Source organism: Actinotalea solisilvae, assembly GCF_016464425.1.
In the GTDB taxonomy this organism is placed as follows: Bacteria; Actinomycetota; Actinomycetes; order Actinomycetales; family Cellulomonadaceae; genus Actinotalea; species Actinotalea solisilvae.
On sequence record NZ_JADDKQ010000016.1, the window covers coordinates 43,683 to 70,006 of the forward strand.

Consider the following 26,324-nt stretch of genomic DNA (forward strand, 5'->3'; position numbering starts at 1 on the left):
ACGGCTCTTGCCGTACACCTCCGCAGGCCCACACCCTGGTGGCGTGACCGACGAGCCCGAGACCCTGCCGGCCGGACTGGGCCGACCGGCGACCAGGGCCCTCGAAGCAGCGGGCTACCGCTCGCCACGAGACCTGGACGGCGCGAGCGAGCGTGAGCTCCTCGCACTCCACGGCGTCGGTCCCCGGGCGATCACGGTCCTGCGCGAGCACGGCGTCGACCTCACGCCCTGAGCCACCGGCGGGGCTCTGCGCACTCAGCGCGCAGCCGCCCCCGCGTGCCGGCTGGGGCGGATGTTCTGGTTGAGGTGGAAGACGTTGTCGGGGTCGACGGCGTCCTTGAGCGCGGTGAGCCGCGCGAGCGAGGCCGCCGGGTACGCGCGGCCGACGCCGGCGTCGCCGTCGTCGCTGAGAGCGTTGACGTAGGCACCGCGCGCGAAGGGCGCGATGCCGCTCGCGCCCGCCCGGACCGTCGTCGTCCGGGTCGCGTCCTCGACGGGGTCCGTCCACCGGGCGGCGCCCACGTACTCGAACGCCGTGCCGCGGTGGCCGAACGCGGTCGCGTCGGCGGGGACGTCGGCGATCGCGCCGCCGTAGGTCTGCAGGCTCGCCGCCATGGACGGGTCCTGGGCGAGGAAGGCCTCGATCGCCGCGTCCGGCAGCGCGGGGAGGTAGTGGCCCTTCCAGTAGCGGCGCTGCGCGTGGCCCTGCGGGGTGTCGCCGCAGGTCTGGAGCGCGAGGTAGGAGCGCTCGATCTCGCGCTGCTCGACGGGTGCACCCAGCGCCTCGAGTCCGCGGGCGAGCCCGCGACCCTCGTCCGGGTCCCCGACCCACACGAAGCCGAGCGTGACGACGCCGCCGGTGACCGTGGCCTCGAACGTCGCGCGGCGCGGCGCGGCCAGGGCCAGGTCCCGCCAGAGCGCCATCGCGCCCGCGGCTGCGGATGCCGGGAAGTCGAGCTCCACCGTCAGCGTCTCGGTGCCGACGTCGTGCAGCCGGAACTCGAACTCCGTCACGACGCCGAAGTTCCCGCCGCCGCCGCGCAGCCCCCAGTAGAGCTCCGTGTTCTCCGTCGCCGAGGCGCGCACGACGTCGCCCGATGCCGTGACCACCTCGAACGACACCACGTTGTCGCAGGCCAGCCCGTGCGCACGGGCGAGCCAGCCCATCCCTCCTCCGAGGGTGAGGCCGCCGACGCCGGTGTGGGAGACGTTGCCGGCGGTCGTGGCGAGCCCGAAGGGCTGGGTGGCCGCGTCGAGCGCCCCGAGCAACGCGCCGCCCTGCACCCAGGCGCGCCGCCCCTCGGGGTCGACCCGCACGCCGCCCATCGGGGTCAGGTCGATCATCAGGCCGCCGTCCGGCACCGCGTGGCCGGCCACGCTGTGACCGCCGCACCGGACGCCGACCTCGAGCCCGTCGCGCCGCGCGAGGGCCAACGCGCCGACGACGTCGGCCGCCCCGCGGCAGCGGACGATCGCCGCCGGGCGCCGGTCGATCATCGCGTTCCAGACCCGACGGGCCTCGTCGTAGCCCGGCTCGTCCGGTCGCAGGATCTCGGGACCTCCCATGGGACACACGCCTCTCGTCGCAACGGACCGATGCGGGACGGACCCTCCGCCGTTGCAGAACTCATCGGCCGAAGGCCCGGCATCCGACCCGGCCTCCCGCTCACCGCCCGCCGGCAGCCGGCTGCCCCGTGCCTGCCGGCACCCCGCCGGTAGGGTCGCGCCAGGCGTCGTCGGCAGCGCCCGAGGAGGGCAGCGATGGTCGAGGCCACGGGACGCCTGCCTCCGCCGTTCGGCCGGTACTGGGCGGCCGCCGCGACCAGCGCGTTCGGGACCGCGGTGACCGCAGTCGCGCTGCCGGTGCTCGTCGTCCAGGAGCTGGGCGCGACGCCGCTCGAGGTGGGGCTGGTCAGCGCCGCGCAGCTGGTCCCGTACGCCGTCGTCGGCCTCCTCGCCGGCGCGTACATCGACCGGTGGCGGCGCAAGCCCGTGCTCGTCGCGGCAAGCGTGGCGCGGGCGCTCGCGCTGGCCGCGATCCCCGTGCTGTGGCTGCTCGACGCCCTGCCCATCGGGGTGCTGGTCGTCGCGCTGCTGGTGTTCGGCGGGGCGTCGGTGTTCGGGTTCGCGGCGACGCAGTCCCTGCTCCCGCGGCTGGTGCCACGCACCCGGCTCGTGGAGGCCAACGCGCGGCTCGACCAGACCGACGCCACCGCCCAGACGCTCGGGCCGGCGGTCGGCGGTGCCCTGGTCGGGCTGCTCGGCGCCCCGGTCGCGATCATCGTGGACGCGATCAGCTACCTCGTCGACGCGGCGCTCGTGGCGAGCCTGCGGGTCGAGGAGCCACGGCCGCGACCCCGGCGCAGCACGCTGCGGGCAGAGATCCGCGACGGCCTGCGGTGGACCTACGGACACCCCACCCTGGGCCCGCTCGCCCTCTCGACGCACGTCTGGTTCCTCGGCAACGGCGCCGCGACGGCCGCCCTGTCGTTGCTCGCTCTGCGGTCCCTGGGGTTCTCCGCCGCGGCGTTCGGGCTGCTGCTGGGCGCGTCCGGCGTCGCCAGCCTCGTCGGAGCGTCGCTCGCACCTCGGCTCGGCGACCGTCTGGGGCCCGGGCGGGTCGTCGTGCTGGCCCGGGCCGCCTACCCGGTCGCCTGGCTCCTCGTGGCCCTCGCCCCGGCGAGCGACGTCGGCGGCCCGCTGCTCTTCGTCGCCCTGGTCGTCCAGGGGCTCGCCGCCGGCGCGGAGAACGCGAACGAGATGGCGCTGTGGCAGTCGCTCACGCCGGACGAGCTCCTCGGACGCGTCAACGCGACCCGGCGGTCCGTCAACCGGACGGTCGCGGCAGTCGGCGCCGTCGGGGCCGGCGTCGCGGTGGGCTCGCTCGGCGACCGACCGACCCTGGCGGCCGTGGCCGTCCTGTTCGCCGTCGCGGCCGTCCTCGTCGCGCTCTCCCCCGTCCGGGCCGCGCGCGGCTAGCGACCGCGGGCCGCAAGCGCCGTGCCGAGGGCACCACGTCGACCTGACCGCGCCGGACGACCCCACAGAGCGGAGCGTCGTGCCCGACACGCCAGCGTGTCGGACCCACGACGCTCCGCTCGTGTCAGGGGGTGGGGGCGGGGCGGGGGCCCTCCTCGCGGAGGTACGGGGTCGAGCCGCGGCCCGGGCGGACGCCCCGCTTGTCGGCGTAGAACGCGCGGATGACGTCCATGTCCGCGCGCACGTCGCCCGTGAGGCGGATCGTCGGGCCGACGCCGGTGGTGCGCGTCGGGCCGTCGATGAAGCCGAGCGTCACGGCGAGGCCGGTCGCGGTCGCGATCCGGTAGAAGCCCGACTTCCAGTGGTCGGTCGGGCGGCGCGTGCCGTCCGGCGCGATGACCACGGCGAACGCGCGGTCGGCCTGGGCGTCGGCGGTGAGCCGCTCGACGAGGCCGCCCGCGCCCCGGTCGGTCTCGAGTGCGCCGAGCGCGCGGAGCAGCGGGCCGAGCGGCCACCAGAACAGCTCGCGCTTGACCAGCACGCGGGGCGAGACGCCCGCGTTCCAGAGCACGAGCACGGTGAGGACGAAGTCCCAGTTGGACGTGTGCGGGGCGCCGATGAACACCCCGGTGCGCGGCACGACGCCGACCGCACGCCACCCCGCGAGCCGGAGGACCAGCGCAGCCAGACGACGCCGCACCCCGGCGGGCCGGGGGCCCGCCGGGGTGGCGTCCTGCTCAGGATGGGGCTCAGCGCCCACGGCGCCGGCCACCGCCCATCGACATCTCGACGGCGCCGCTGCGGCCCGAGCCGCCGGACGAGCCGGAGCCCGACGGTGCGACCCGGAACTGCGAGCCGGGCGCACGGCCCTGCGAGGACGCGGCGCGGCCGGAGCCGCCCGCACGGCCCGAGCGCGCGCCGCCGGCGCTGCGCGCGGGACGCGACCCGCCCGCACCGGCCTGCGCCGCGGGCGCCGAGCCGACGTGCGTCTCGGCCGCACCACGCTCGCCGCCACCGCCGCCACGACGGCGACCGCGCGTCGAGCCGGACCCAGCCGGAGCCGACGTCGTGCCGGCACTGCCGCCCGAGCGGGCCGAGCGGCCGCTGCCGCCCCGGCGCGGGGCACCGGTACGGGCCTGCTCGAGGACCGGCGGCGCGGGCGTCACGAGCGGCGCGACCTCGCCGACCAGCGCCTCGAGCGCGGGCGCGCCCGGGCGCACGGGCTGGGGACGCGCGTCGATCTTCGCGAGGCGCGTGAGCGTCCGGACGTCACCGGTCTCCTCCGGCAGGACGAGCGTGACGACGTCGCCGCCCGACCCGGCCCGGGCCGTGCGGCCCGAGCGGTGGAGGTACGCCTTGTGCTCGGCCGGCGGGTCGACGTGGACCACGAGCTCGACCTCGTCGACATGGATGCCGCGCGCCGCGATGTCGGTCGCGACGAGCACGCGCACGCCGCCCGTCGAGAACGCCTCGAGGTTGCGCTCGCGCGCGTTCTGGCTGAGGTTGCCGTGCAGGTCGACGGCGGGGATGCCCGCGGCCGTGAGCTGCTTGGCGAGCTTCTTCGCCTGGTGCTTGGTCCGCGTGAAGAGCAGGCGCCGGCCCATGCCGGACGCCAGGTGCTGGACGACGGCACGCTTGGTCTCGGCGTCGCCCACCGTGAAGAGGTGGTGCGTCATCGCCGCGACGGGCGACTGCGCGCTGTCCACCGAGTGCGACGTCGGGCGGTCCAGGAACCGCTTGACGAGCTGGTCGACGCCGTTGTCCAGCGTCGCCGAGAACAGCAGGCGCTGACCGTTCGAGGGCGTCGCCGTGAGGATGCGCTTGACGCCGGGCAGGAAGCCCAGGTCGGCCATGTGGTCGGCCTCGTCGAGCACGGTGATCTCGACGGCGTCGAGCGTGAGCACCTTCTGGCCCATGAGGTCCTCGAGGCGGCCGGGGCACGCGACGACGATGTCGACGCCGGCCGCGAGCGCGACCTCCTGACGGTGCTGGCTCACGCCGCCGAAGATCGTGGTGACGCGCAGGCCGGCCGCGTCGGCGAGCGGCTCGAGGGTCGCGGCGATCTGCGTCGCGAGCTCGCGCGTCGGCGCGAGGACCAGGCCGCGCGGACGGCGCGCCACGCGGCGTCCGCCGGTGAGCCGGGCGACCATCGGGAGGCTGAACGCGAGCGTCTTGCCGGAGCCGGTGCGGCCGCGTCCGAGGACGTCCTTGCCGGCCAGGGTGTCGGGCAGGGTCGCGACCTGGATGGGGAACGGGTCGGTGATGCCGCGCTCGGCGAGCGAGCGGGACAGGGCCTCGGGCACGCCGAGGGAGGTGAAGCTGGGCACGATGAGGTCGCCTTTCCGGCGGTGGTGGTCGGGGCTCGCGGCGGCTGTGCTGGGCTCCTGCAGAGGGCAGGTCCCACCGGTGCTCCACGACGGAGGTGCGCACGGTGCGCACGTCTCGACATCAAGTGTCTCACGGATCGACCCGGCACCGCCCGACGGGCGGGCGGCGCCCGCGCCGGCCTGGACCGCTCAAGACCGGCGCGGCCCTGCCGATGGGGTCGTCGTACCGGGCGTCCTGCCCGGTCCCCCGGCCCGGAAGGCGACGTCGCCGTGACCCACCTGCCCACGCTGCTGGTGCTGTCCCCGAGCACCGGTGGCTACTACTTCGGCTCCCTGCTCAGCGGCATCGCGCGCGAGCTCGCGGCCGCGGGCGGGCGGGCCGTCGTGGTGCAGACGCTCGAGCCGGGCATGCGCAGCGACGAGATCGGCGAGGCGCCCGAGTTCACCACCCGCGTCGCGTGGGACGAGGTCGACGGCGCCGTCTCGATCACGTCGGCGGCGCGCAGCGACTACCTCACGGCGCTCCAGGGCACCGGCCGGCCCGTGGTCATGGCGAGCAACGTCCACGACGACCTCGTCGCGCCCGCGGCGCTCCCCGACAACCGCGGGGGCACGGCGGCCGCCGTCGAGCACCTCGTCGCGCACGGGCACACGCGCATCGGGTTCGTCGGCAACCTGGCGCAGCGCGACATCCGCGACCGGTACGACGCCTACCTCGCGACCCTCGAGGCGCACGGCCTGCGCGCCGTCACCGCCGACCTCTTCGACGCGCCGGACAACGGCGAGTCGGGCGGCCACGCCGCCGCCGGCGAGCTCCTGCGCGCGGAGTCCCGACCGACCGCGCTCATGGTCGCGACGGACCGCAACGCCACGGGCGTGCTCGACGTGCTGCGCAGCGCGGGCGTCGACGTGCCCGGCGACATCGCCGTCGTGGGCTTCGACAACATCGAGAACGCGAGCTTCACGAGCCCGGCGCTGACCACCGTGGACCAACCGTTCGACGAGGTCGGCGCGCTCGCCGCGCGGCTCGTGCTCGCGCGCGTCGCGGGCAAGGACGTCCCCGCGACGCCGCACGCCGCGCCCGCGACGCTCGTCGTCCGGTCGTCGTGCGGGTGCGGCACGGCGGGCGACGCGCCCGTGGCGGCCCGGCGCCGGTCCACCGTCCGTGCCATCGCGGAGAACCGCGTGCACCGCGCCCTCGCCCGGGGCGGGGCGCACGACGCCGACCTCGCGGTGACGGTCGAGGAGATCGTCACCCTCGTCGACGACCTCGTCGCGGCCGGGACCGCCGCGAGCCCGGCCGACGTCGAGCAGCTCGCGACGCGCCTGCGCCGCCAGGCGCCGCGCGCCGACGTCCTGCGGACCGTGACCCGAGCGCTCGACGAGCACGTCCGCGCGACGTCGTCGGCGGAGCGGTCGGCCCTGCTCCTCGCGGGCCTGCGCGACGTGCAGGCCGCGGCCTTCCTGCGCCAGTCGGCCGCCGTCGAGCTCATGCTCGACGAGCAGTTCGGGGTCGACGTCGGCCTCCTGGACACGGTCGCCGGCGACCCCCGGTCGCTGCGCTGGCTCGCGGGCACGCACGTGCGCAGCGCGCTCCTCGCGACCCGCACGCCCGACGGCGGCCTCACCGTCGCGGGCGTGTACGACCCGGACGAGCGGCTCGCCGCGCGGGTCGGCGACGCCACGCGCGTCGAGGAGTTCCCGCCCCGCGACCTCGTCCTCAGCGCGCTGCCCGAGGCGCGCCAGCTCTGCTTCGTCCTGCCCGTGCGCACGCGCGAGCGCGACTGGGGCCTGCTCGCGCTCGTCGCCGAGATCGAGATGACGTCGGCGCGCGAGACCTACCACCACTGGGCCTCCCTGCTCGCGGCCGCGCTCGAGCAGCAGGCGCTCCAGGCCGCGGTCCACGCGAGCGAGGAGCGCTACGCGCTCGTCGCCGAGGCGGCGCACGACGGCCTGTGGGACGTCGACCTGCGCACGGGCCGCGAGTACCTGTCCGACCGGTGCCGCGACCTGCTGTGCCTCGCCGAGGACGACCGCCCGGACCTGCGGACCTGGAGGACCCTCGTGCACGACGACGACCTCGAGCGGGTCGTCGCGGCGATGGTCGAGGCGCGCCGGACGACCGGGGTCGCGGTCGAGGTCGAGTTCCGCGTGCGCGCGTGCTCGGAGGGCACCCGCTGGCTGCTCAGCCGGTGCCTCGCGGTCGCGGGCCCGGACGGCGAGGCCGTGCGCCTGGTCGGCTCGCTCTCCGACATCAGCCAGCGCCGGGCGCTCGAGGAGCGCTTGCGCCACGGCGCGCTCTACGACGAGGTCACGGGCCTGCCCAACCGCCGGCTCTTCCTCGACCGGCTGACGCACGCGGTCCAGCAGCGCGAGCGCCGCCGCGAGGCGCGGTTCGCCGTGGTGTTCCTCGACCTCGACGGCTTCAAGCTCGTCAACGACTCGCTCGGCCACCTCGTCGGCGACGAGCTGCTCGTCGTCGTCGCCGACCGGCTGCGCGGCGTGCTGCGCTCGGTCGACATCGCCGCGCGCTTCGGCGGCGACGAGTTCGCCGTGCTGCTCTCCGACCCCGTCCCGGACGAGGTGCTCGTCATCGCGCGCCGCATCCAGGAGCGCATCGCCCAGCCGGTGGTGCTCGCGGGGCACGAGGTGAGCGTCACGGCGAGCGTCGGCATCGCGACGTCCGAGACGGGCTACGCCGACCCCGAGGACGTCCTGCGCGACGCCGACATCGCGATGTACGACGCCAAGGCGGCCGAGCGCGGCAGCGCGTCGGTCTTCGACCCCGAGATGCACGCGCGCGCGTCGGGCCGGCTGCGGGCGCGCGCCGAGCTGCGCAGCGCGCTCGCGGACGGGCAGTTCGTCGTGCACTACCAGCCGATCGTCGCGCTCGACGGCGCCGGCCTGGCGCACTTCGAGGCGCTCGTGCGCTGGCAGCACCCCACGCGGGGCCTGCTGCTGCCCGGCGCGTTCCTGCCCGCGATGGAGGACAACGCGTCGGTGGTCGCGCTCGGGCAGTGGGTGCTCGACGAGGTCTGCCGGCAGGTCGCGGCGTGGGAGGACGAGCACCGGACGCCCGCGACCGTCTCGGTGAACCTGTCGCACCAGGAGTTCTGGTCGCGGGGGCTCGTGCACTCCGTCCGGTCGGCGCTCGCGCGGCACGGTGTCGCGCCCGAGCGCCTGGTCCTGGAGATCACGGAGTCCGTGATCATGGACGACCCGGACGTCGCCCGCGGCCTCATGACCGAGCTGCACGCGCTCGGCGTCCGGCTGCACATCGACGACTTCGGCACGGGCCAGTCCTCGCTCCACGCGCTGCGCAGCTTCCCGGTCGACGCGCTGAAGATCGACGGGTCCTTCATCCGCGAGCTCGGCGACGTGCGCCAGACGACCGAGCTGGTCAGGATCATCGTGGAGATCGGCGCGGTGCTCGGCATGGACGTCGTCGCCGAGTGCGTCGAGACGTCGGACCAGGCGCAGCGGCTGCGCGAGATGGGCTGCGCCAACGCGCAGGGCTGGCTCTACGCCAAGGCGCTGCCGGGCGACGAGGCGGGCGCCCTGCTCGGCCGGGCCCTCGTCGGGGCGCTCACGCCCTGACCCGACCGCGGCTGCCGCGCGCCTCGCCCCGCCGGACGGGCGCCTACGCTCGCGGGATGAAGATCGTCGTCCCGGGCGGGACCGGCCAGGTCGGAGGCCTGCTGCGGCGCGCGCTCGTCGCCGACGGCCACGAGGTCACGGTGCTGAGCCGCCGGCCCGAGCGCCTCGAGGACGGCGTGCGCCACGCGGTCTGGGACGGCCGGACGCTCGGCGCGTGGGCCGACGAGGTCGACGGGGCGGACGCCGTGGTCAACCTCGCCGGGCGCTCGGTGAGCTGCCGCTACACCGACGCGAACCTGCGCCAGATGATGTCGTCGCGCGTCGACTCGACGCGCGTCGTCGGGCAGGCGATCGAGCGCGCGGACGCGCCCCCGCGGGTCTGGCTCCAGATGAGCACCGCCACGATCTACGCGGACGCGCGCAGCCGCGGGGACGGCCTGCCGCACGACGAGGCGACCGGCGTGCTCGGCGGCGACGAGCCGGACGTGCCGCTGTACTGGGAGTACAGCGTGCGGATCGCGCGGCGCTGGGAGGAGGCGCAGGCGGAGGCCGACGTCCCGGGGACGCGCCGGGTCGCGCTCCGCACGGCCATGGTCATGACGCCGGACCGCGGCGGCGTCTTCGACTACCTCTCGTGGATGGCGCGCCTCGGCCTCGGCGGTCCGGTCGACGGCGGGCGCCAGCACGTGTCCTGGATCCACGGCGAGGACTTCGCGCGCGCCGTCGCGCTGCTGCTCGAGCGCGAGGACCTCGACGGCCCGGTGATCCTCGCGGCGCCCGAGCCGGTCGAGCAGCGCGAGCTCATGCGCTCGCTCCGCACGGCGTGGGGCGGCCGCCCCGGCCTGCCGGCCACCCGCCTCATGGCGGAGGTGGGTGCCCTCGTGCTGCGCACCGACACCGAGCTGCTGCTCAAGAGCAGGCGCGTCGTGCCACGGCGCCTCCTCGACGCCGGGTTCGCGTTCCGCCACCCCACGTGGCACGACGCGGCCGCCGACCTCGCCGCGCAGCGGCGCCGCGTCGCGCGCGTCTGACGAAGGTCTTCCGCGCCCGCCCTCGCGCTCCGGGCGAGACGTGCCGATAGGAGTCCAGGGCCGCGCACCACCGTGCGCGCCGAACCGCGACCGGGAGCGTCCAGAGGACCACATGTTCCACATCGGTGTGCTGTCCCCCGTCACGGGCGGGTTCTACTTCGGCGAGGTGCTCGCCGGCGTGGTCCGCGAGGTCGCCGCGGCGGGTGGCCGGGTCGCCCTCGTCCAGACCCTTGACGCCGGCCACTCGGGCGACGAGCTCGTGCCCGCCCCGGACGTCGCCGCCCCCGTGGGCTGGGAGCACCTCGACGGTCTCGTCACCGTCGCGCAGGCCACCGACGCCGGCTACCTCCAGCGCGTGCGCGCGACCGGCACGCCCGTCGTCGTCGTGAGCAACGACCTCGACGTCGACGCCGCGCACGTCGTCGCCGACAACGTCACGGGCGTGCGGACCGCGGTGACGCACCTCGTCGAGCACGGCCACCGGCACGTGGCGTTCGTCGGCAACCTCGCGCAGACGGACATGCTCGAGCGCTTCGAGGCCTACCGGGCCGGGCTCGCCGCGCACGGGCTGCCCGCGGGCGACGACCTCTTCCTGCCCGCCGCCGACCACGTCGAGACGGGCGGCCTCGCCGCCGCCGAGGCGCTCGCCGCACGCGTCGGCGGCCCGGACGGCGTGACCGCGGTCGTCGTGTCGACCGACCGCACGGCGCTCGGCCTCATCGAGGGCCTCCAGGCCCGCGGCCTCCGCGTGCCCGAGGACGTCGCCGTCGTGGGCTTCGACGACGTCGAGGCCGGCTGGCACTCCTCCCCCGCGCTCGCGACCGTCAACCAGCAGATCGCCGAGCTCGGGGCGCGCGCCGCGCGGCTGCTCCTGGCCGAGCTCGCGGGCGAGCCCGTCGAGCACGTGCACCACCGCGTGCCGTCGACGTTCCTCGCGCGCCGCTCGTGCGGCTGCGGCGCCAACGTCGTCGGTGGCTCGGACCGCGGCACGCTCGCGGGCGCCACGGTCGCGGACGCGATCGCCGACCTGCTCGGCCGGCGCACGGGTGGCGGGAGCGGGTGCCTCGACGAGCTCGACGCGCTCGTCGTCGGGCTCGTGCGGTCGCTCTTCCCGACCGCCCCCTCGCCCGAGACGATCGAGGCCTTCACCGAGAGCGTCGTCGGCCGGCTCGACGCGATCACCCGCGGCCTCGCGCCCGACGACGCCGGGGGCCGCGACCTCGTGAGCCGCGCGGTCGTGCGGGTGAGCGTCGCGCTCCTGCGCCTGCAGGCCGTCTCGGGCCAGGAGAAGTCGTCCAAGCTCGCCCACTCGCTCGCCGAGCAGTACGACGTCGGCATGGGGCTCCTCGGCCACATCGGCGCGGACCCGAGCGACCTCGCGTGGCTGCGCCAGGTCTCCGTGCGCCTGGGGTACCTCGCGCTGTGGGACGGACCGCCGTCCGCAGGCCGGCTGCGGACGGCGGGCGTCTACGACCCGCACGGGCTCCTGCCCGCCGCGCTGCCCGCGCACCTGCCGGTCGAGCAGCTCCCGCCGCGCGAGGTCATGGCGCAGGCCGACGCCCACGCGGACGAAGTGACCTTCGTCGTCCCGGTCCGCGGCACGAGCGGCGACCACGGCTTCCTGTGCGTCGTCGGCGAGGTGGACACCACGGCGGGCACGGGACGCGCGACCTACAACCACTGGGCGGCGCTGCTCGGCGTGGCGCTCCAGCAGGAGGCGCTCGTCGAGACCGTGCGCCGCAGCGAGGAGCGGTACTCGCTCGCGGCCGCCGCGACGCACGACGGCCTGTGGGACTGGGACGTCGCGGGCGGCGAGTGCTTCTACTCCGAGCGCTGCCAGGACATGCTCGGCACCACCCAGGGTCGCGCGACGGACCTGCGCCCGCGCCGCGAGCGCCGCGGCGACGCGCCCGAGCTGCTCCCGTGGCTCGGCGCCGTGCACCACGACGACCTCGCGGCCGTGCGCAGCGAGCTGCGGCGCGCCGCCGTCGACGGGCAGGCGATCGAGGTCGAGCACCGGGTCGTCCTGCGCGACGGGACGCACCGCTGGCTGCTGTGCCGGGCCGTGCCCGAGGGCGAGCCCGGCACGCCCGCGCGCCGCGTCGTCGGCTCGCTCGCCGACATCCACCCGCGCAAGGAGCTCGAGGACCAGCTGCGCCAGGCGGCGATGTTCGACACGGTCACCGGCCTGCCCAACCGCCGCCTGTTCCTCGACCGGCTCTCGTGGGCCGTCGAGCAGTCGCAGCGGGGACGGGGCGCGCGCTTCGCCGTCGTGTTCCTCGACCTGGACGGCTTCAAGCTCGTCAACGACTCCCTCGGCCACCTCGTCGGGGACGAGCTCCTCGCGACCATCGGTCAGCGCCTGCGCGACGACCTGCGCTCGGTCGACACCGCCGCGCGGTTCGGCGGCGACGAGTTCGCGGTCCTCCTCTACGACCTCAGGCACGAGGCGGTGCTCTCGATCGTCGAGCGCATCCAGGGGCGCATCGCGGCGCCCGTCGTGCTCGCCGGGCACGAGGTCGCGGTCACCGCGAGCGTCGGCATCGCGACGTCGGACACGGGCTACCACGACGCCGAGGACGTGCTGCGCGACGCCGACATCGCGATGTACCACGCCAAGGAGGCCGAACGCGGCACCGCGAGCGTCTTCGACCCCGAGATGCACTCGCGCGCGACGGGCCGGCTGCTCGCCCAGACCGAGCTGCGCACGGCCCTGCTCGAGCACCAGTTCGTCGTGCACTACCAGCCGGTGGTCGCGCTCGACGGGTCCTCGCTCACGCAGTTCGAGGCGCTGGTCCGCTGGGAGCACCCGACGCGCGGCATCATGCTGCCCGGCGACTTCCTGCCCGTCATGGCCGAGAGCGGCACGATCGTCACGCTCGGCCAGTGGATCGTCGACGAGGTCGCGGCGCAGGTCGCGGCGTGGCGGCGCACCTACGACGGCCCGGTCTCCGTCTCGGTCAACCTGTCCCACCGGGAGTTCTGGTCCGAGCAGCTGCTCGCGACCGTGACGCAGGCGCTCACGCGGCACCGCGTCCCGCCGTCGTGCCTCGTGCTCGAGATCACCGAGTCGGTCATCATGTCCGACCCCGAGGCGGCCCGGCAGATCATGGCCGACCTCCACGCGGCCGGCGTCCGGCTGCACATCGACGACTTCGGGACCGGGCACTCCTCGCTCAACGCGCTGCGCGCGTTCCCGGTGGACGCGCTGAAGATCGACCAGTCGTTCGTCGCGCAGCTCGCGACCGACCACCAGACGAGCGAGCTCGTGCGGATCATCGTCGCGATGGGACGGACGCTCGGCATGGAGGTCGTCGCCGAGGGGGTCGAGACGCCCGAGCAGGAGGAGCGCCTGCGCACCATGGGCTGCGTCCAGGCGCAGGGCTGGCTCTACGCACGCGCGCTGCCGGGCGACGAGGCGGGCGCGATGCTCGGGAGCCGGGTCCACGGCCAGGCCGTCGGGGTCGGCTGACGCCGCCCCTCCCGCACCGAAACGGACATACCGGGGCCTTCCGACCTGCGGAAATGCGACACCGCGGCGCATCAGGGTGAATCTGCCCGGTGCCCCCCGAACGGACCTAGGTCCCTGGTCCGGGGGCGGCCTAGCGTCGGGCCACCCCCTTCCCCCGAGGGGACCGCAGACGGCGGCCGCCGGCTTCCCCCGAGCCGGCGGCACGCCCCGACGTCCTCGGTGACCCATGACCAGACGACTCGCGCACCGGCCGGCAGGGCCGACCCGGCTGTCGCTCACGCGCCGGTTCGGCCTCACGAGCCTGCTCGGCATGGCGCTGGTCGGGGCCGCGCTCGTCGCGACGACGTCGCACGTCCTGCACCAGCAGGCGGTCCGGGAGGGCGTGGCCACCGCCGAGGCCGTCACGCGCCTCGCCACCTCCGAGCTCCCGGGCGGCGCGCTCGCGGGCGGCGTCCTCACCGCGGGCCAGACGGCCACGCTCGACGCGCGCCTCGTGGGGCTCGACGAGCGTCTCGTCGGGCTGCGCCTGTGGACCCCCGACGGCTCGGTGGTCTACGACTCGGCGGTGGTCGAGGGCGCACCCGCGGCCTTCCCGGACGTCGAGCGGCTCGACGCCGCCACGCTGCGGGGCGAGGCGGCGCCGCGGGTGCGGACCCACGTCGACGGCCTGCCGGGCGGGACCGGCACCCTGGGCGCCCGTCTGGAGGTGCTCGACGTCTACGTCCCGGTCGTGGTCGCCGGCCGCGTCGTCGGGGCTGCCGAGGTGATGCTCGACCAGGCGACGACGGCGGCCGACCGGGACCGCGCCACGACGACCCTCACGGCCGTCGCCGCGCTCGGCCTGCTCCTGCTCTGGCTCGTGCTCTTCCGCTCGGTGCACAGCGCGTCCGAGCGGCTCCAGCGCAGCGCCATGGACAACGCCCGCCTCGCGCTGCTGGACGCGCTCACCGGCCTGCCCAACCGGCGCATGCTCCTCGACCGCCTCGACCGCGCCGTCGCCGGTGCGGCCCGCTCGCCCCACGGCGGCACGGGCATCGGGATCCTGCTGCTCGACGTCGACCGCTTCAAGGACATCAACGACTCGCTCGGCCACGACCGCGGCGACGAGCTGCTGGTCCAGGTCGCCACGCGCCTCATGGAGGCCTTCCGCGGCCGCGACCTCGTCGCACGGCTCGGCGGCGACGAGTTCGCGGTGCTGCTCCCCGGCGTCACCTCGGTCGCCGATGCCGAGGCGCTGGCGCACCGCGCCCGCGCGGTGTTCACCGACCCGTTCGTGCTGGGCGGCATGAGCGTGCACGTCGCCACGTCGATCGGCGTCGCCGTCCTGCCGGACCACGCCGACGACGCGGGGAGCCTCATGCGACGCGCGGACGTCGCGATGTACACCGCCAAGCAGCACCGGCTCGGCGTCGCGGTCTACGACGCGGCCGACGACGACTCGAGCCCCGCCCGCCTCGTGCTCCAGGCCGAGCTGCACCGCGCGCTCACGCGCACGGACGAGCTGACCATGCACTACCAGCCGAAGATCGACCTCGAGCACGGCCGGACCGTGGGGCTCGAGGCGCTCATGCGCTGGCGCCACCCCACGCGCGGCGAGGTGGAGCCGTCGGTGTTCATCCCGCTCGCGGAGCAGTCCGGCCTCATCGACGAGCTCACGTGGTTCGCGCTGCGCACGGTCGTCGCGCAGATCGCGCGGTGGTCGCCCGAGCAGCGTCTGCCCGTGGCCGTGAACCTCTCCGCGCACACCGTCGCGCAGGCCGACGTGGTCGACACGATCACGCGCCTGCTCGACGAGCACGGCGTCGAGACGCGCTGGCTCGAGGCCGAGATCACCGAGACCGCCGTGGTCGCCGACCCGGCGCGGGTCGTGCCCGTGCTGCGGCGGCTGTCCGCGGCGGGCGTGCGCGTCGCCATCGACGACTTCGGCATCGGCAGCACGTCGTTCGCGCAGCTGCGCGACCTCCCGGTCGACGTCCTCAAGATCGACCGGCTCTTCATCGAGGACCTGCGCGACGAGTCCACCGCGGCGCGCAGCCGGACCGTCATCAAGGCGATGGTCGACCTCGCCCACTCCTTCGGCATGCAGGTGGTCGCGGAGGGCGTCGAGGACCCCGAGACCGCCGCGTGCCTCCGCTCGCTCGACGTCGACCAGGCCCAGGGCTTCTGGTTCTCGCCGGCCGTCCCCCCGGGCGACCTCGCAGGGCGGCGCGTGCGCGTGCCCGCCCTGCCCTGACCCACCCGCACCCCATCCGCAGCGAGTCCCTCACCCCCGGAGGACCACCATGGACGACCTCATCCGCGAGATGATCACACCGCCGCGCGACCGCGTGGACGCCGCGCGCCGCCGGCGCCTCGCCGCGACCGCCGTCACCGTCGCCCTCGCGGCGGCCGGCGTCACGTCGCTGACGACCGGCGCCCTCTTCACCGACACCGAGACGCTCGGGGCTGCCGAGCTGACGACCGGGACCGTCCAGATCGCCCCGACGATGTCGCCCACGGTGACGCTCGGCGCCGCGGGCATGGCGCCGGGCGACACGACGTACGGCCTCGTGACGGTCCAGAACGCCGGCAGCCTGGCCCAGCGCTACGCGGTCTCCCTCCAGGCCACCAACGACGACGTCGCCGTCGACCTCGCGGGCGAGCTCGAGCTCGCGGTCTACGCGACGAGCACGTGCACCGCACCCGCGGTCGCGGCCCTCACGCCGGTCGTCGCGGTCACGGGCCTGCCGACCGCGCTGACGCCGCTCGTCGGCGACCCGGCCACGGGCCAGCAGCCCACACGCGGCGGCGACCGGTTCCTCCCGACCGGTGCGGCCGAGGACCTCTGCGTCACCGTCCACGTGCCGCTCGCGACCGACAACACGTTCCAGGGCGCGGGCGCCGCGCTCGTGCTCCGCTTCGACGCCGAGCAGACCGTCAACAACCCCTGATGCGGAGCCCACGATGACCGCCGTCGCGGCGACGGCGTCACGCACCCTCGCGTGGACCGTCGTCGTCGCGTGCGTGGGCGCGTTCGCCGTGAGCACGCTCGCGCCGCTCTGGTTCCAGCTGCGCGACCAGCGCCTGCTGCTCGTCACGTCCGGCTCGATGGCGCCCGCGTTCCAGGCGGGCGACGCCGTCGTCATCCAGGCGATCGAGGACCCGAGCGAGCTGCGCGTCGGCCAGGTGGCGACGTTCTGGCCGCCCGGCGGGGACCGCCTCGTCACGCACCGCATCGTCGACCTGCGCAGCCTGCCCGTCCTCGTCCCCGACCCCGCGACCGGCGAGATGGTCCCGCGCCTCGACGAGGCGACGGGCGCGCCGCTCGAACGGCCGTACATCGTGACCCAGGGCGACGCGAACGAGACGCCGGACCCGGACGCGACGCCCCTGTCGCGCGTGCGGGGCGTCGTGCTCGAGGTGCACCCGGGCTGGGGCGAGGTGCTCGGGTGGGCGCACTCGCCCACGGGCCGGTGGACGCTCCTCGTCCCGCCGCTCCTCGCGCTCGCCGCGCTCGAGCTCGTCGCGACCGTCGCCGAGCGGCGCCACCGCCCGGCGCCCCGACCCGGCCGGGAGGAGGTGCTCGATGCGTACCTCCTCGAGTGACGCGGACCTGGCGGACCGCGCCGGCGCCCGGGCCCTCCCCCCGGCCGCACCTCGGCGCGCGCGTGGCGCGCTCGTGCTCGTCGCGGCCGCGGCGATCGGCGCGACGTCGGGCGGCGCCCTGCCCTCCCCCGGCACGACGGCCGCGCTGCTCACCGCGGCGCACGACGTCGCCGCGAGCGTGGCCGTCGCGCCGTGCGACCCGGCGAGGTGGGAGGACGCGGCCGCGGCCGCGGCCCCGGTGCTGCGGTGGCGGCTCGACCCGGCCGACCTGCGGCCGTACGACACCGCCGCCGCCTCGCTCCTCGGCTGCGGCGCCGGGGGTGCGCGCGACCTCGCCCCGGCCGACGCCGGGCTCACCGCGGACCCGCTGCCGCTCGCATCGCCGGCGGACCTCACCGTCACGGTGTGGACCGGCCGCACCGACGCGGCGTCGGCCGAGGGGTCGCTGCTCGAGCTCGCGGGCGCTGGGCGGGACGTGCGCGTCGTCGTCGTGCCGGGCGGCGGGCTCGAGGTGCGGTACGCCGCCGCGGGCGGGCCGCACGTGCTCGTCGCGCCGTCGCTCGGCGAGGGTGCCCACCTCCTGGCCCTCGTGGTCGGCGCGGGCGGCGTCCGGCTCGCGGTCGACGGCGTCGACGTCGCGAGCGGCCCGGCCGAGGCCGATCCCACCGCGCCCGTCGCGCTCACCCTCGGCGCGGCGGCGGGCACCGCGGCCGACGTCGTCGTCGACGACCTGCTGGTGCTCGACGACGCCCTCGCGGGCCCCGCGCTGGCCGGGCTGGCCGCCGCCGCGCGCTGGTGAGCGCGCGCGCCGTGCGCGGGGCCGGCCGTCTGGGGCGTCGTCCGCCGGCTGGCACGATGGCGCGGTGATCGCCGAGCTCTGGTCCCGCGTCGTGGCCGCGCAGCCGCTGCCCACCGCACCCGTCGTCCTCGCCACCGCCGCGATCGCGCTCGTGCTCGTGCTCGTGCCGTGGCTGTGGCGCGTCACGCGGCACCTCGTCACGGTCGCGCACGAGGGCGGGCACGCGGTCGCCGCGGTGCTGAGCGGACGGCGGCTCACGGGAATCCGGCTGCACTCGGACACGTCCGGGCTCACCGTCTCGCGCGGGCGCCCCCGCGGGCCGGGCATGGTCGTCACGCTCCTCGCGGGCTACACGGGCCCGGCGCTCGTCGGGCTGGGTGCGGCGGCGCTGCTCTCGACCGGGCGCGCGGTGGCGCTGCTCTGGGGCGTCCTGCTGCTGCTCGCGCTGCTCCTGCTGCAGATCCGCAACCTCTTCGGGCTGTGGGTCGTGCTCGTGTGCGGCGCGGGCGTGTTCGCCGTCTCCTGGTGGCTCGCGCCCGAGCAGCAGTTCGCCGTCGCCCTCACCCTGACGTTCTTCCTGCTGCTCGGTGCGCCGCGCGCGGTGCTGGAGCTCCTCGCGACCCGCCGCGCGGGCGTCCGGACGTCCGACCCCGACCAGCTCGCGCGGCTCACGCGCGTCCCCGCTGGCGCCTGGGTCGCCGTCCTCGTCCTCGTCACCGTGGGCGCGGCCGCCGCCGGAGCCGGCCTGCTGCTCCCCGACCTGGCCGCGCGCGTCACGTCACTCGTCTAGCGCCTCGAGCGCCGCGCGGATCTTGAGCATCGTGCGCAGGTTGCGGTCGGTGATCCACGGCTTGTAGCGGGCCTTCGAGCCGAGCTTGCTCTGCGCGTCGTCGAGCGTGCGACCCACCGGCGCCTGCCACGCCGCCGCCTCGGGACCGAGGCGCGTTCGCGGGGCGTCGGGGGCGGCCTCGGCGATCGACACGTCGAGCTCGTCGAGCCGCGCCGGGTCCGACGTGACGGTGACGTAGGTGTGCAGCGTCTCCGAGTCCGGCGGGTAGGGACACGCGTCGATCAGCTCGGCCAGCCGCTCGGCCGTGAGGACGACCACCCAGGCGTCGTAGCCGAACCGCTCACGCAGCGCGCCCTCGACGAGCACCTTGAGCGCGCCCGCGTCGCCGTCGTACCGGCACACGACGTTGCCGGACGCGAGCAAGGTCCGGGCGTCCGTGACCGGGAGCTCGGCCAGCAGGGCCCGGAGGTCGGCCGAGCGCACGGTGACGCCGCCGACGTTGACGCCTCGCAGGAGCACCGCGTACCGGGTCATGCGCCCACCGTAGGGCGGCCCTCCGACAGCGGGCACCGGACGGCCTGGGCGGGGCAGGGACCAAGGCCCCTGGCGGCCGTCGTGACGTCGGGGCGACCGTGGTCGCATGAGCGCGCTGGTGGTCTACGAGTCGATGTTCGGCAGCACCCGGGACGTGGCCGAGGCGGTCGCCGAGGGCCTCGGGGAGAGCGTCCCGGTCCGGTGCGTGGAGGTGTCGGCCTGGGCCGCGGAGCACCCCGGGTGGGTCCCGGAGGACGTGACGCTCCTCGTCGTCGGCGCCCCGACGCACGCGTTCGGCCTGAGCCGCGCGAGCACGCGCGCCGACGCCGCGACCAAGACGGGCAACCCGGTCATCTCGTCGGGCCTCGGCGTCCGCGAGTGGCTCGAGACCCTCACGCTGCCGACCCACGGCCTGGACGTCGCGACCTTCGACACCAAGGTGTCGAAGCCGAACCTCCCCGGCTCGGCGTCGGGCGCGGCGGAGAAGCGGCTCAAGCGCCTCGGCGGCCACCCGGTCACGCACCACCGCTCCTTCTGGGTGCAGGGCATGACGGAGGGCCTCCAGCCCGGCGAGCTCGACGCGGCCCGCGACTGGGGCCGCACGCTCGCCCCCGCGCCCGCGCACCGCTGAGGCACCGAGGCACGGGCACCCCTAACACGGGCACTGCTGAGCACGGGCACCGCCGGGCTGGACGACGTCGTCCGGCCCGGCGGGCGCCCGTCAGGCGTCGCTCAGCGCGTCCACGAGGCGCGCCACGCTCGACGTGAGCCCCCACCGCTCGGCGAGCGCGACGAGGCGGTCGGGGTCGGCGGGCGTGCGCGGCAGCGCGTCGTCGTGCTCCGCGACGGGCGCGTCCCGCGCGACGTTGACGACGCCCGGCGCGACGGCGAGGTAGTCCAGTCCCTCGGTGAGGCGCCGGCGCTGGGCCTGCGTGAGACCGGCGTCGTGCGCGTCGAGCGCCGCGAGGATGCCGTCGAGCGTCCCGTACCGGCGCAGCAGCGCGGCGGCCGTCTTCTCGCCGATGCCCGCGACGCCGGGCAGCCCGTCGCTGCTGTCGCCGCGGAGCACGGCCATCTCGGCGTAGGCGCGGCCGTCGGGCACGTCGTACTTGTCGGCCAGCCGCGCCTGGTCGACGACGTCCAGGTCCCCGATGCCCCGCGAGGTGTACAGGACCCGCACGCCGAGCGCGTCGTCGACGAGCTGGAAGAGGTCGCGGTCCCCCGTGACCACCTCGACCGGGTGCCGCTCCCCCGCCGGCCGCGCGGTCTCACGCGCCGTGAGCGTGCCGATGACGTCGTCGGCCTCGTAGCCCGGCGCCCCGACGCGCGCGATGCCGAACGCCTCGAGCACCTCGACGATGACCGGGATCTGGGCCGTGAGGAGGTCGGGCACCTCCTCCTCGTCGCCCTGCGCACTCGTCGGGGCGACCCGGTGCGCCTTGTAGCTGGGGATGGCCTCGACCCGGAAGGCGGGCCGCCAGTCGTCGTCCCAGCACGCGACGAGGCGCCCGGGCCGGCGGGCGGTCACGAGGCGCGCGGTCATGTCGAGCAGGCCGCGGACGGCGTTCACGGGCGTGCCGTCCGGCGCCTTGACGGAGTCCGGCACCCCGAAGAACGCCCGGAAGTACAGCGACGCGGTGTCGAGCAGCAGCAGCGGGCGGCGGTCCGTCATGGCGCCACGCTAGGGGATGCCGCCGGCGCGGCCGAGGGGCGCTCCGCCCCGGTCCTCACGAGGTCGCGGGGCGCTTCTCCTCGCCGTCGTCCTCGGCGCCCGTGGGGCGCAGGCGCTGCTCGCGCTCGCGGAGCTGCGCCTCCCAGTCCCGCAGCAGACGCTCGTGCTCGGCCCGCTCCCGGCGCTCGACGCCGGCGAGGAACTCGGGGTCGTCGTCGGGCCCCTTCGGCGGCGCAGGGCGCTCGTACTCGGGGAAGCCGGCGGTCTTCGTCGACGGCCACGGCACCGAGCGGTTGGCCTGCTGCTTGGCGGGGCGCCCCGCGACGAGCCACGCGACCGGGCCCGCGATGGGGATGAGGATGATGACGAAGATCCACGCGGTCTTGCCGAGGTTCCGCTCCGAGCCCGACGGCGTCTGGATGCAGTCGATGAGGCAGAAGACGAGGAGCGCGAGCTCCACGATGTACGGCAGGAAGCGCAGCACGGTCCCCCCTAGGCCCGACGACGAGCGACGTCGCGGACGGCGGACGTCGGCCACACGGTAGGGCAGCCGGGCGGGCGCGCGGGAGGGGCGTGGCGCACGTTCACCCGTGCGCCGCGCCCCTCCCGTCCGCCGTGCCGTCAGGCCTGGACGAACTCCAGCAGCGCCGCCGTGACCTCGTCGGCGTGCGTCCAGAGCAGGCCGTGCGGCGCGCCCTCGATCTCGACGTACGTCGCCTCGGGCAGCCGCTCGCGCAGCGGCCGCGCCGTGGCGTCGATCGGCAGGATGCGGTCGCCCGTCCCGTGCAGGATCAGCAGCGGGATGCCCGCCTCCCCGACCTTCGTGACGTCCTCGCGGAAGTCCGTGATCCAGGACGGGACGACGCCGGCCGCGGCGGCGGGCGCCGAGCCGATCGCCGTCGTCCAGCTCGCGCGGACGGCCTGCTCGCTGATCCGGCTGCCGAGGTTCTCGTCGAGGTTGTAGAAGTCCTGGTAGAAGGCGTCGAACCACGCGAAGCGGTCGGCCGTCGCGGTCGCGGCGATGCCGTCGAAGACGTCCTGCGGGACGCCCGTCGGGTTGTCGTCCGTCTTCAGGAGGAACGGGCCGAGGACGCCGAGGAGCGCGGCCTTGGCGACGCGGTCGGCGCCGTAGCGGCCGAGGTAGCGCGTGACCTCGCCCGAGCCCATGGAGAACCCGGCGAGGACGACGTCGCGCAGGTCGAGCGTCGTGAGGACGGCGTCGAGGTCCGCCGCGAACGTGTCGTAGTCGTAGCCGACCGTGGTCTTGGTCGAGCGGCCGAAGCCGCGGCGGTCGTAGGTGACGACGCGGTAGCCGGCGTCGAGCAGGGCCGCGGTCTGCTTCTCCCACGACGAGCCGTCGAGCGGGTAGCCGTGGATGAGCACGACGGGCTGCCCGGTGCCGTGGTCCTCGTAGTACAGCTCGACGGTGGCGTCAGCGGCGTCCTGCCCGGCGGTGGTGGTGGTGATGAACGGCATGTCCCTCGTCCTTCCGGTCCGGCGAGGCGATCGCCTCGCTCACAAGTGCATCGTGCACGATGCAATTGCAGACGTCAACACCGTGGCCTAGGATTCATTCCATGGCCACCGACGAGGGACTCCCCCTTCCCCTGGAGGACATGCTCTGCTTCGACCTCTACGCGGCGTCCCGCCTCGTGACGTCGGTGTACCGCCACGTCCTCGACCCGCTCGACCTCACGTACCCGCAGTACCTCGTGCTCGTCGCGCTCTGGGAGCACGAGGAGCTCACGGTGCGCGAGGTGATCGACCTGCTGGACCTCGACTACGGGACGGTCTCGCCGCTGCTCAAGCGCCTCGAGGCGCGCGGCCTCGTCGTCCGCCGCCGTCGCCCGGAGGACGAGCGGTCGGTCACCGTGACGCTCACGGACGAGGGCCGCGCGATGCAGGAGCGCGCCCGTGGGGTGTCGCCCGCCATCGGCGCGGCGTTCGGCCTGCCCGACGACGACGCCGAGCGCCTGCGTGGCCTGCTCGAGCGCGTGCGGACGTCGGCCGGCGAGCAGGCCGCGCGGCTCGCGGGGGCCTGAGGCGTCAGGACGTCAGGCGGCGGGGACCGTGCGCCCGGCCGCCCACGCGCGCAGCGCCGCGACCTGCTCCGCCATGACGACGCTCAGGGGTCGCGTCGCGCGCAGCTCGGCGGCGACGTGGCGCGCCTCGACCGCCGGCGCCGCGCCGCCGGCCTCGGCGTGCGCGGCGTAGGCGGCGGAGACGACGGCCTGCTCGATCTCCGCGCCGGAGAACCCCGGGCACAGCGCGGCGAGCGCGACGGCGTCCTCGTCGGTGAGCGCGACGCCGCGCCGGTTCGCGTGCAGGCGCACGATCTGGGCGCGCGTGGCGGCGTCGGGCAGGTCGACGAAGAAGATCTCGTCGAAGCGACCCTTGCGCATCAGCTCGGGCGGCAGGCGCGAGACGTCGTTCGCGGTCGCGACGAGGAAGACGCGTGACCGGTGCTCCGCCAGCCACGTGAGGAACGTGCCGAGCACGCGCTGCGACGTGCCCGTGTCGCCGTCGGACGTCGCGAGGCCCTTCTCGATCTCGTCGACCCACACGACGCACGGCGCCATGACGTCGGCGGTCGCGAGGCTCTCGCGCAGGCGCCGCTCGGACTCGCCCTGGTACTTGTCGTTGATGGCCCCGAGGTCCAGGCGCAGCAGGGGGACGCCGAACATCCCCGCCGCGACCTTGGCCGCGAGGCTCTTGCCGCAGCCCTGGACGCCGAGCAGCAGCACGCCGCGCGGCGGGTCGAGCGCGGCCGCCGACCCGTCGAAGGCCGGACGCCGGCGCGCGAGCCACGCCGTGAGCCGACCCAGGCCCGCGAGGTCGGTCGGCGCCGCGGTCTCGTACTCGAAGGTCATCACGCCGCCGCGCGAGAGCAGCTCGTACTTGGCCTGCATCACGGCGGGCACGTCGCTCGCGGTGATCGCGCCGTCGTCGTGCACCGCGGCACGCGCGAGCCGGCGCGTGTCGGCCACCGAGAGCCCGGCGAGGTTCTCCACGAGCAGGCCGATCGACGTCTCGTCCGCGCGCACCCACGCCCCGTTCGCGGCCGCCCACTCGCGCGCGACGTCGTCGACGATCGCGCGCCGCTCCTCGCGGGTGGGGAACGCGAGCCGCAGCCGCGCCGCGTGGTGCTCGAGCTCGGGCGGCAGCGCGACCTCGTGGCTGATGAGGACGACCGTGCGCGGCGCCTCGTCGACGGCCTGGCAGATGTCCTTGAGCAGGCGGACGGTCAGGGGCTCGCTGAGGTACGGGTGGAAGTCGAGCAGCACGTAGAGCCCGCGCATGCCCTCGCGCACGAACTGCAGGACGCCGTCGGGTCCCTGGTGGAAGCGCTGGGCACCGCCCAGGTCGACGTCGGTGCGGCGCAGGCCCTCGGTGACCGCCCACTCGAACACCGGCAGCGGCGGGTTGCACGCACGCGCCTGGTCGAGGACGGCGGCCCGCGCCCGGTCCTCGTCGCGCGTCTCGATGACGACCAGCGGGATCCGGCTCCGCAGCAGCGCTCCCAGGTCGCGGCGCTGCCCGGCGGCGTCGACCAGGGGCATGGGCGCAGGCTAGCGGGCGCGGCCACCGGGAACCGGCACCGAGGTCCTCGCGGGGTGGTGGTGGCGTGTCGGTGGTGCGCGCCACCATGGGTCACCGCCGCCGACGTCGGGTCGGCGGCACGTCCGGTGGGGGTTCCGGTGGACTTCAGGCTCGAGCTCGTGATCGTCCCGGTCAGCGACGTCGACCGGGCCAAGGCCTTCTACGTCGACCAGGTCGGCTTCGTCACGGACCAGGACAACCGGGTCGGCGACGACCTGCGCTTCGTCCAGCTCACGCCACGCGGGTCGGCGTGCTCGATCGCGATCGGGACGGGGCTGACCGACGCCGCGCCCGGCTCGGTGCGCGGGCTCCAGGTCGTCGTCGACGACGCGGACGCCGCGCGCGAGCACCTCGTCGCGCAGGGCGTCGACGCGCCGCCGGTCGAGGACCTCCCGTGGGGCCGGTTCACGGGCTTCGCGGACCCCGACGGCAACCGGTGGGCCGTGCAGCAGCTGCCCGACCGGTCGGGTCAGGGCTGACGGCCGGCGTCGGAGCGGCGACGCCGGGCCTCAGGGGCGCTCGATGATCTCGAGGTCGGCCAGGAGGTGGAGGAAGTTCGACGCGAAGGGGTTGTCCGTGCACTCGCGGCGCACGAGGTCCCAGTCGACCTGCTCGCGCAGCGCGCGGGCCACCGGCAGCAGACGCGCGTAGTCGCAGTAGTGCTCGTGCAGCACGCGCAGCTTCGTGGACATGAGGTCGGTCGCGCTGAGCACGGGCATCCGCACGGCGAGCACCTCGAGCACGTCGCACCGCTCGAACACGTCCATCGGGACGGGCTCGCCGACCATGCGGAAGAGGACGTCGACGAGCTGGCCGTCGTTGTACGCCTTGAAGAGCCAGTCCTCGGCGGGGTCGCGCAGCTCGAGGCCCGCCTCCTCCAGGGCCTTGCGCGCGACGTCGACGTCCTCCTCGCGGATCACGAAGTCGGCGTCGTGCAGGGGCTCGGGGGCGCCGCGCGCCCAGGCGGCGTAGGTGCCGCACAGGGCGTAGGGGATCTCCGCCTTGCCCAGCGCCACCGCGGTCTTGCGCAGCCCGTCCTGGAGCGCCTCTCGTCCGGCGTGTTCGACCATGCCACGGGTGTACACGACCGGGTGCGCAGGCGCAGCCCGAGCGGCAGGATCGAGGTCGATGCGCCTCGCGACCTTCAACATCCTGCACGGGCACGCGCCGGTCGACGACGTCGTCGACCTCGACCGGTTCGCGCGCGCCGTCGCCGACCTCGACGCGGACGTGCTCGCGCTCCAGGAGGTCGACCGCGACCAGCCGCGGTCGCACGGCGCCGACCTCACCGCCGTCGCGGCCGAGGCGATGGGCGCGCCCGAGCACCGGTTCGTCGCGACCCTCGCCGGGACGCCCGAGCTGTGGTCCGCGGCCACCGGCGAGCTGCAGCCGAGCGTCGCCGGCTACGGCATCGCCCTCCTGAGCCGCCACCCCGTGGTGACGTGGCGCGCGATGGCGCTCCCGGCGCTCAGGGCCCCCGTGCCGGTCGTCTTCCCGGGCGCGCGCCGGCCGGTCATGGTGCGCGACGAGCCGCGCGCCGCCGTCGGCGCGGTCATCGAGGCTCCTGGCGGGCGGGTCACCGTCGTCGCGACCCACCTCACCTTCATCCCCGGGTGGAACGCACACCAGCTGCGCCGGCTCGTGCACCTGCTGCGCGAGGTGCCCCGGCCGGTCGTCGTCATGGGCGACCTCAACCTCCACGGCGACCGGCCGGAGCGCATCTCCGGGTGGCGGCCGCTCGCGACCGCGCCGACGTTCCCCCTGCACGAGCCCACCGAGCAGCTCGACCACATCCTCGTCGACGGCCCGCTGCACGCCGCGGGGCCGGGGCGGTCGGTCGACACGGGGCTGTCGGACCACCGCGCACTGGTCGTCGACGTGGTCCGCCGGTGAGCCGGACCCGGGGCGTCATGCTGTGCGCCGGCTCGCCGGCCATGG

At 75.7% G+C, this 26,324-nt stretch carries 23 protein-coding genes; 14 read left to right on the top strand and 9 right to left on the bottom strand.

Annotated elements, in window-relative coordinates:
• Positions 1 to 43: 43 nt before the first annotated feature.
• Positions 44 to 232, top strand: a complete 189-nt coding sequence (locus tag JIG38_RS13400) for a helix-hairpin-helix domain-containing protein (protein WP_199424320.1) — start codon at positions 44 to 46, stop codon at positions 230 to 232.
• Between the two features lie 23 nt (positions 233 to 255).
• Here the strand turns inward: JIG38_RS13400 and JIG38_RS13405 are convergent, their stop codons facing one another.
• Complete coding sequence (locus JIG38_RS13405) at positions 256 to 1,566, bottom strand: FAD-binding oxidoreductase (RefSeq protein WP_199424321.1); 1,311 nt, start codon at positions 1,564 to 1,566, stop codon at positions 256 to 258.
• 195 nt (positions 1,567 to 1,761) lie between these two features.
• Here JIG38_RS13405 and JIG38_RS13410 point away from each other — a divergent pair, with 195 nt between their 5' ends.
• Positions 1,762 to 2,979 (top strand): MFS transporter, encoded by a 1,218-nt coding sequence (locus JIG38_RS13410; protein WP_199424322.1) that lies wholly within the window; start codon positions 1,762 to 1,764, stop codon positions 2,977 to 2,979.
• Between the two features lie 124 nt (positions 2,980 to 3,103).
• Here JIG38_RS13410 and JIG38_RS13415 read toward each other — a convergent pair whose 3' ends face one another.
• Positions 3,104 to 3,619 carry a 1-acyl-sn-glycerol-3-phosphate acyltransferase gene (locus JIG38_RS13415; protein WP_307844922.1) on the bottom strand — a complete coding sequence of 172 codons (516 nt, stop codon included), beginning with the start codon at positions 3,617 to 3,619 and terminating at the stop codon, positions 3,104 to 3,106.
• Positions 3,620 to 3,728: 109 nt separating this feature from the next.
• Positions 3,729 to 5,309 carry a DEAD/DEAH box helicase gene (locus tag JIG38_RS13420; RefSeq protein ID WP_372419896.1) on the bottom strand — a complete coding sequence of 527 codons (1,581 nt, stop codon included), beginning with the start codon at positions 5,307 to 5,309 and terminating at the stop codon, positions 3,729 to 3,731.
• A gap of 267 nt (positions 5,310 to 5,576) precedes the next feature.
• Between JIG38_RS13420 and JIG38_RS13425 the strand changes: the two genes are divergently transcribed.
• The 8 genes from JIG38_RS13425 to JIG38_RS13460 all read left to right on the top strand — a co-directional run bounded on the left by JIG38_RS13425 (position 5,577) and on the right by JIG38_RS13460 (position 18,580).
• Complete coding sequence (locus JIG38_RS13425) at positions 5,577 to 8,903, top strand: EAL domain-containing protein (RefSeq protein ID WP_199424325.1); 3,327 nt, start codon at positions 5,577 to 5,579, stop codon at positions 8,901 to 8,903.
• Between the two features lie 56 nt (positions 8,904 to 8,959).
• Complete coding sequence (locus tag JIG38_RS13430) at positions 8,960 to 9,934, top strand: epimerase (RefSeq protein WP_199424326.1); 975 nt, start codon at positions 8,960 to 8,962, stop codon at positions 9,932 to 9,934.
• Between the two features lie 112 nt (positions 9,935 to 10,046).
• Positions 10,047 to 13,406 carry an EAL domain-containing protein gene (locus tag JIG38_RS13435; protein ID WP_199424327.1) on the top strand — a complete coding sequence of 1,120 codons (3,360 nt, stop codon included), beginning with the start codon at positions 10,047 to 10,049 and terminating at the stop codon, positions 13,404 to 13,406.
• A gap of 226 nt (positions 13,407 to 13,632) precedes the next feature.
• Positions 13,633 to 15,639 (top strand): putative bifunctional diguanylate cyclase/phosphodiesterase, encoded by a 2,007-nt coding sequence (locus JIG38_RS13440; protein WP_233404986.1) that lies wholly within the window; start codon positions 13,633 to 13,635, stop codon positions 15,637 to 15,639.
• Between the two features lie 49 nt (positions 15,640 to 15,688).
• Entirely contained in the window at positions 15,689 to 16,336 is a 648-nt protein-coding gene (locus tag JIG38_RS13445) for a M73 family metallopeptidase (RefSeq protein WP_199424328.1), read from the top strand.
• 13 nt (positions 16,337 to 16,349) lie between these two features.
• Complete coding sequence (locus JIG38_RS13450; RefSeq protein WP_199424329.1) at positions 16,350 to 16,991, top strand: signal peptidase I; 642 nt, start codon at positions 16,350 to 16,352, stop codon at positions 16,989 to 16,991.
• Positions 16,972 to 17,790, top strand: coding sequence for a LamG-like jellyroll fold domain-containing protein (locus JIG38_RS13455; RefSeq protein ID WP_199424330.1), 819 nt, complete (start codon positions 16,972 to 16,974; stop codon positions 17,788 to 17,790). The genes JIG38_RS13450 and JIG38_RS13455 overlap by 20 nt, the downstream gene beginning before the upstream one ends.
• Positions 17,791 to 17,854: 64 nt before the next feature.
• Positions 17,855 to 18,580: a M50 family metallopeptidase gene (locus tag JIG38_RS13460; RefSeq protein ID WP_199424331.1), complete on the top strand. Its 726-nt coding sequence runs from the start codon at positions 17,855 to 17,857 to the stop codon at positions 18,578 to 18,580.
• On the opposite strand, the gene JIG38_RS13465 is transcribed toward JIG38_RS13460, so the two are convergent.
• Complete coding sequence (locus tag JIG38_RS13465; RefSeq protein WP_199424332.1) at positions 18,569 to 19,114, bottom strand: DUF1697 domain-containing protein; 546 nt, start codon at positions 19,112 to 19,114, stop codon at positions 18,569 to 18,571. The two genes, JIG38_RS13460 and JIG38_RS13465, sit on opposite strands and share 12 nt — an antisense overlap.
• Positions 19,115 to 19,220: 106 nt before the next feature.
• Here JIG38_RS13465 and JIG38_RS13470 point away from each other — a divergent pair, with 106 nt between their 5' ends.
• Positions 19,221 to 19,745, top strand: a complete 525-nt coding sequence (locus JIG38_RS13470) for a flavodoxin family protein (protein WP_199424333.1) — start codon at positions 19,221 to 19,223, stop codon at positions 19,743 to 19,745.
• Positions 19,746 to 19,835: 90 nt separating this feature from the next.
• Here JIG38_RS13470 and JIG38_RS13475 read toward each other — a convergent pair whose 3' ends face one another.
• The 3 genes from JIG38_RS13475 to JIG38_RS13485 form a co-directional block, all read right to left on the bottom strand.
• Positions 19,836 to 20,786 carry a 5'-3' exonuclease gene (locus JIG38_RS13475; protein ID WP_199424334.1) on the bottom strand — a complete coding sequence of 317 codons (951 nt, stop codon included), beginning with the start codon at positions 20,784 to 20,786 and terminating at the stop codon, positions 19,836 to 19,838.
• Between the two features lie 55 nt (positions 20,787 to 20,841).
• On the bottom strand, positions 20,842 to 21,270 hold the full coding sequence (locus tag JIG38_RS13480; protein ID WP_199424335.1) for a PLD nuclease N-terminal domain-containing protein: 429 nt from the start codon (positions 21,268 to 21,270) through the stop codon (positions 20,842 to 20,844).
• 137 nt (positions 21,271 to 21,407) lie between these two features.
• The gene (locus JIG38_RS13485) at positions 21,408 to 22,262 is read right to left on the bottom strand and encodes an alpha/beta fold hydrolase (protein ID WP_199424336.1); all 855 of its coding nucleotides are present in this window, start codon (positions 22,260 to 22,262) and stop codon (positions 21,408 to 21,410) included.
• Between the two features lie 101 nt (positions 22,263 to 22,363).
• On the opposite strand from JIG38_RS13485, the gene JIG38_RS13490 reads away from it, so the two are divergent.
• On the top strand, positions 22,364 to 22,828 hold the full coding sequence (locus JIG38_RS13490; protein WP_199424337.1) for a MarR family winged helix-turn-helix transcriptional regulator: 465 nt from the start codon (positions 22,364 to 22,366) through the stop codon (positions 22,826 to 22,828).
• Between the two features lie 12 nt (positions 22,829 to 22,840).
• Here the strand turns inward: JIG38_RS13490 and JIG38_RS13495 are convergent, their stop codons facing one another.
• A complete protein-coding gene (locus tag JIG38_RS13495) occupies positions 22,841 to 24,346 on the bottom strand; it encodes an AAA family ATPase (protein ID WP_199424338.1) in 1,506 nt (501 codons plus the stop codon).
• A gap of 138 nt (positions 24,347 to 24,484) precedes the next feature.
• Here JIG38_RS13495 and JIG38_RS13500 point away from each other — a divergent pair, with 138 nt between their 5' ends.
• Positions 24,485 to 24,865 (top strand): glyoxalase superfamily protein, encoded by a 381-nt coding sequence (locus JIG38_RS13500; protein ID WP_199424339.1) that lies wholly within the window; start codon positions 24,485 to 24,487, stop codon positions 24,863 to 24,865.
• A 30-nt stretch (positions 24,866 to 24,895) separates the two neighbouring features.
• Here the strand turns inward: JIG38_RS13500 and JIG38_RS13505 are convergent, their stop codons facing one another.
• A complete protein-coding gene (locus JIG38_RS13505) occupies positions 24,896 to 25,456 on the bottom strand; it encodes a nucleotidyltransferase family protein (protein ID WP_199424340.1) in 561 nt (186 codons plus the stop codon).
• A gap of 58 nt (positions 25,457 to 25,514) precedes the next feature.
• Between JIG38_RS13505 and JIG38_RS13510 the strand changes: the two genes are divergently transcribed.
• Positions 25,515 to 26,279 carry an endonuclease/exonuclease/phosphatase family protein gene (locus tag JIG38_RS13510; protein ID WP_199424341.1) on the top strand — a complete coding sequence of 255 codons (765 nt, stop codon included), beginning with the start codon at positions 25,515 to 25,517 and terminating at the stop codon, positions 26,277 to 26,279.
• The last annotated feature ends 45 nt before the right edge of the window (positions 26,280 to 26,324 follow it).

What these genes read in the sequence shown, in the direction of transcription:
- JIG38_RS13405 (WP_199424321.1), bottom strand. Translation starts at nt 1,566, where the DNA reads ATGGGAGGTCCCGAGATCCTGCGACCGGACGAGCCGGGCTACGACGAG.
- JIG38_RS13410 (WP_199424322.1), top strand. Translation starts at nt 1,762, where the DNA reads ATGGTCGAGGCCACGGGACGCCTGCCTCCGCCGTTCGGCCGGTACTGG.
- JIG38_RS13430 (WP_199424326.1), top strand. Translation starts at nt 8,960, where the DNA reads ATGAAGATCGTCGTCCCGGGCGGGACCGGCCAGGTCGGAGGCCTGCTG.
- JIG38_RS13435 (WP_199424327.1), top strand. Translation starts at nt 10,047, where the DNA reads ATGTTCCACATCGGTGTGCTGTCCCCCGTCACGGGCGGGTTCTACTTC.
- JIG38_RS13440 (WP_233404986.1), top strand. Translation starts at nt 13,633, where the DNA reads ATGACCAGACGACTCGCGCACCGGCCGGCAGGGCCGACCCGGCTGTCG.
- JIG38_RS13445 (WP_199424328.1), top strand. Translation starts at nt 15,689, where the DNA reads ATGGACGACCTCATCCGCGAGATGATCACACCGCCGCGCGACCGCGTG.
- JIG38_RS13450 (WP_199424329.1), top strand. Translation starts at nt 16,350, where the DNA reads ATGACCGCCGTCGCGGCGACGGCGTCACGCACCCTCGCGTGGACCGTC.
- JIG38_RS13455 (WP_199424330.1), top strand. Translation starts at nt 16,972, where the DNA reads ATGCGTACCTCCTCGAGTGACGCGGACCTGGCGGACCGCGCCGGCGCC.
- JIG38_RS13465 (WP_199424332.1), bottom strand. Translation starts at nt 19,114, where the DNA reads ATGACCCGGTACGCGGTGCTCCTGCGAGGCGTCAACGTCGGCGGCGTC.
- JIG38_RS13470 (WP_199424333.1), top strand. Translation starts at nt 19,221, where the DNA reads ATGAGCGCGCTGGTGGTCTACGAGTCGATGTTCGGCAGCACCCGGGAC.
- JIG38_RS13475 (WP_199424334.1), bottom strand. Translation starts at nt 20,786, where the DNA reads ATGACGGACCGCCGCCCGCTGCTGCTGCTCGACACCGCGTCGCTGTAC.
- JIG38_RS13485 (WP_199424336.1), bottom strand. Translation starts at nt 22,262, where the DNA reads ATGCCGTTCATCACCACCACCACCGCCGGGCAGGACGCCGCTGACGCC.
- JIG38_RS13490 (WP_199424337.1), top strand. Translation starts at nt 22,364, where the DNA reads ATGGCCACCGACGAGGGACTCCCCCTTCCCCTGGAGGACATGCTCTGC.
- JIG38_RS13495 (WP_199424338.1), bottom strand. Translation starts at nt 24,346, where the DNA reads ATGCCCCTGGTCGACGCCGCCGGGCAGCGCCGCGACCTGGGAGCGCTG.
- JIG38_RS13505 (WP_199424340.1), bottom strand. Translation starts at nt 25,456, where the DNA reads ATGGTCGAACACGCCGGACGAGAGGCGCTCCAGGACGGGCTGCGCAAG.
- JIG38_RS13510 (WP_199424341.1), top strand. Translation starts at nt 25,515, where the DNA reads ATGCGCCTCGCGACCTTCAACATCCTGCACGGGCACGCGCCGGTCGAC.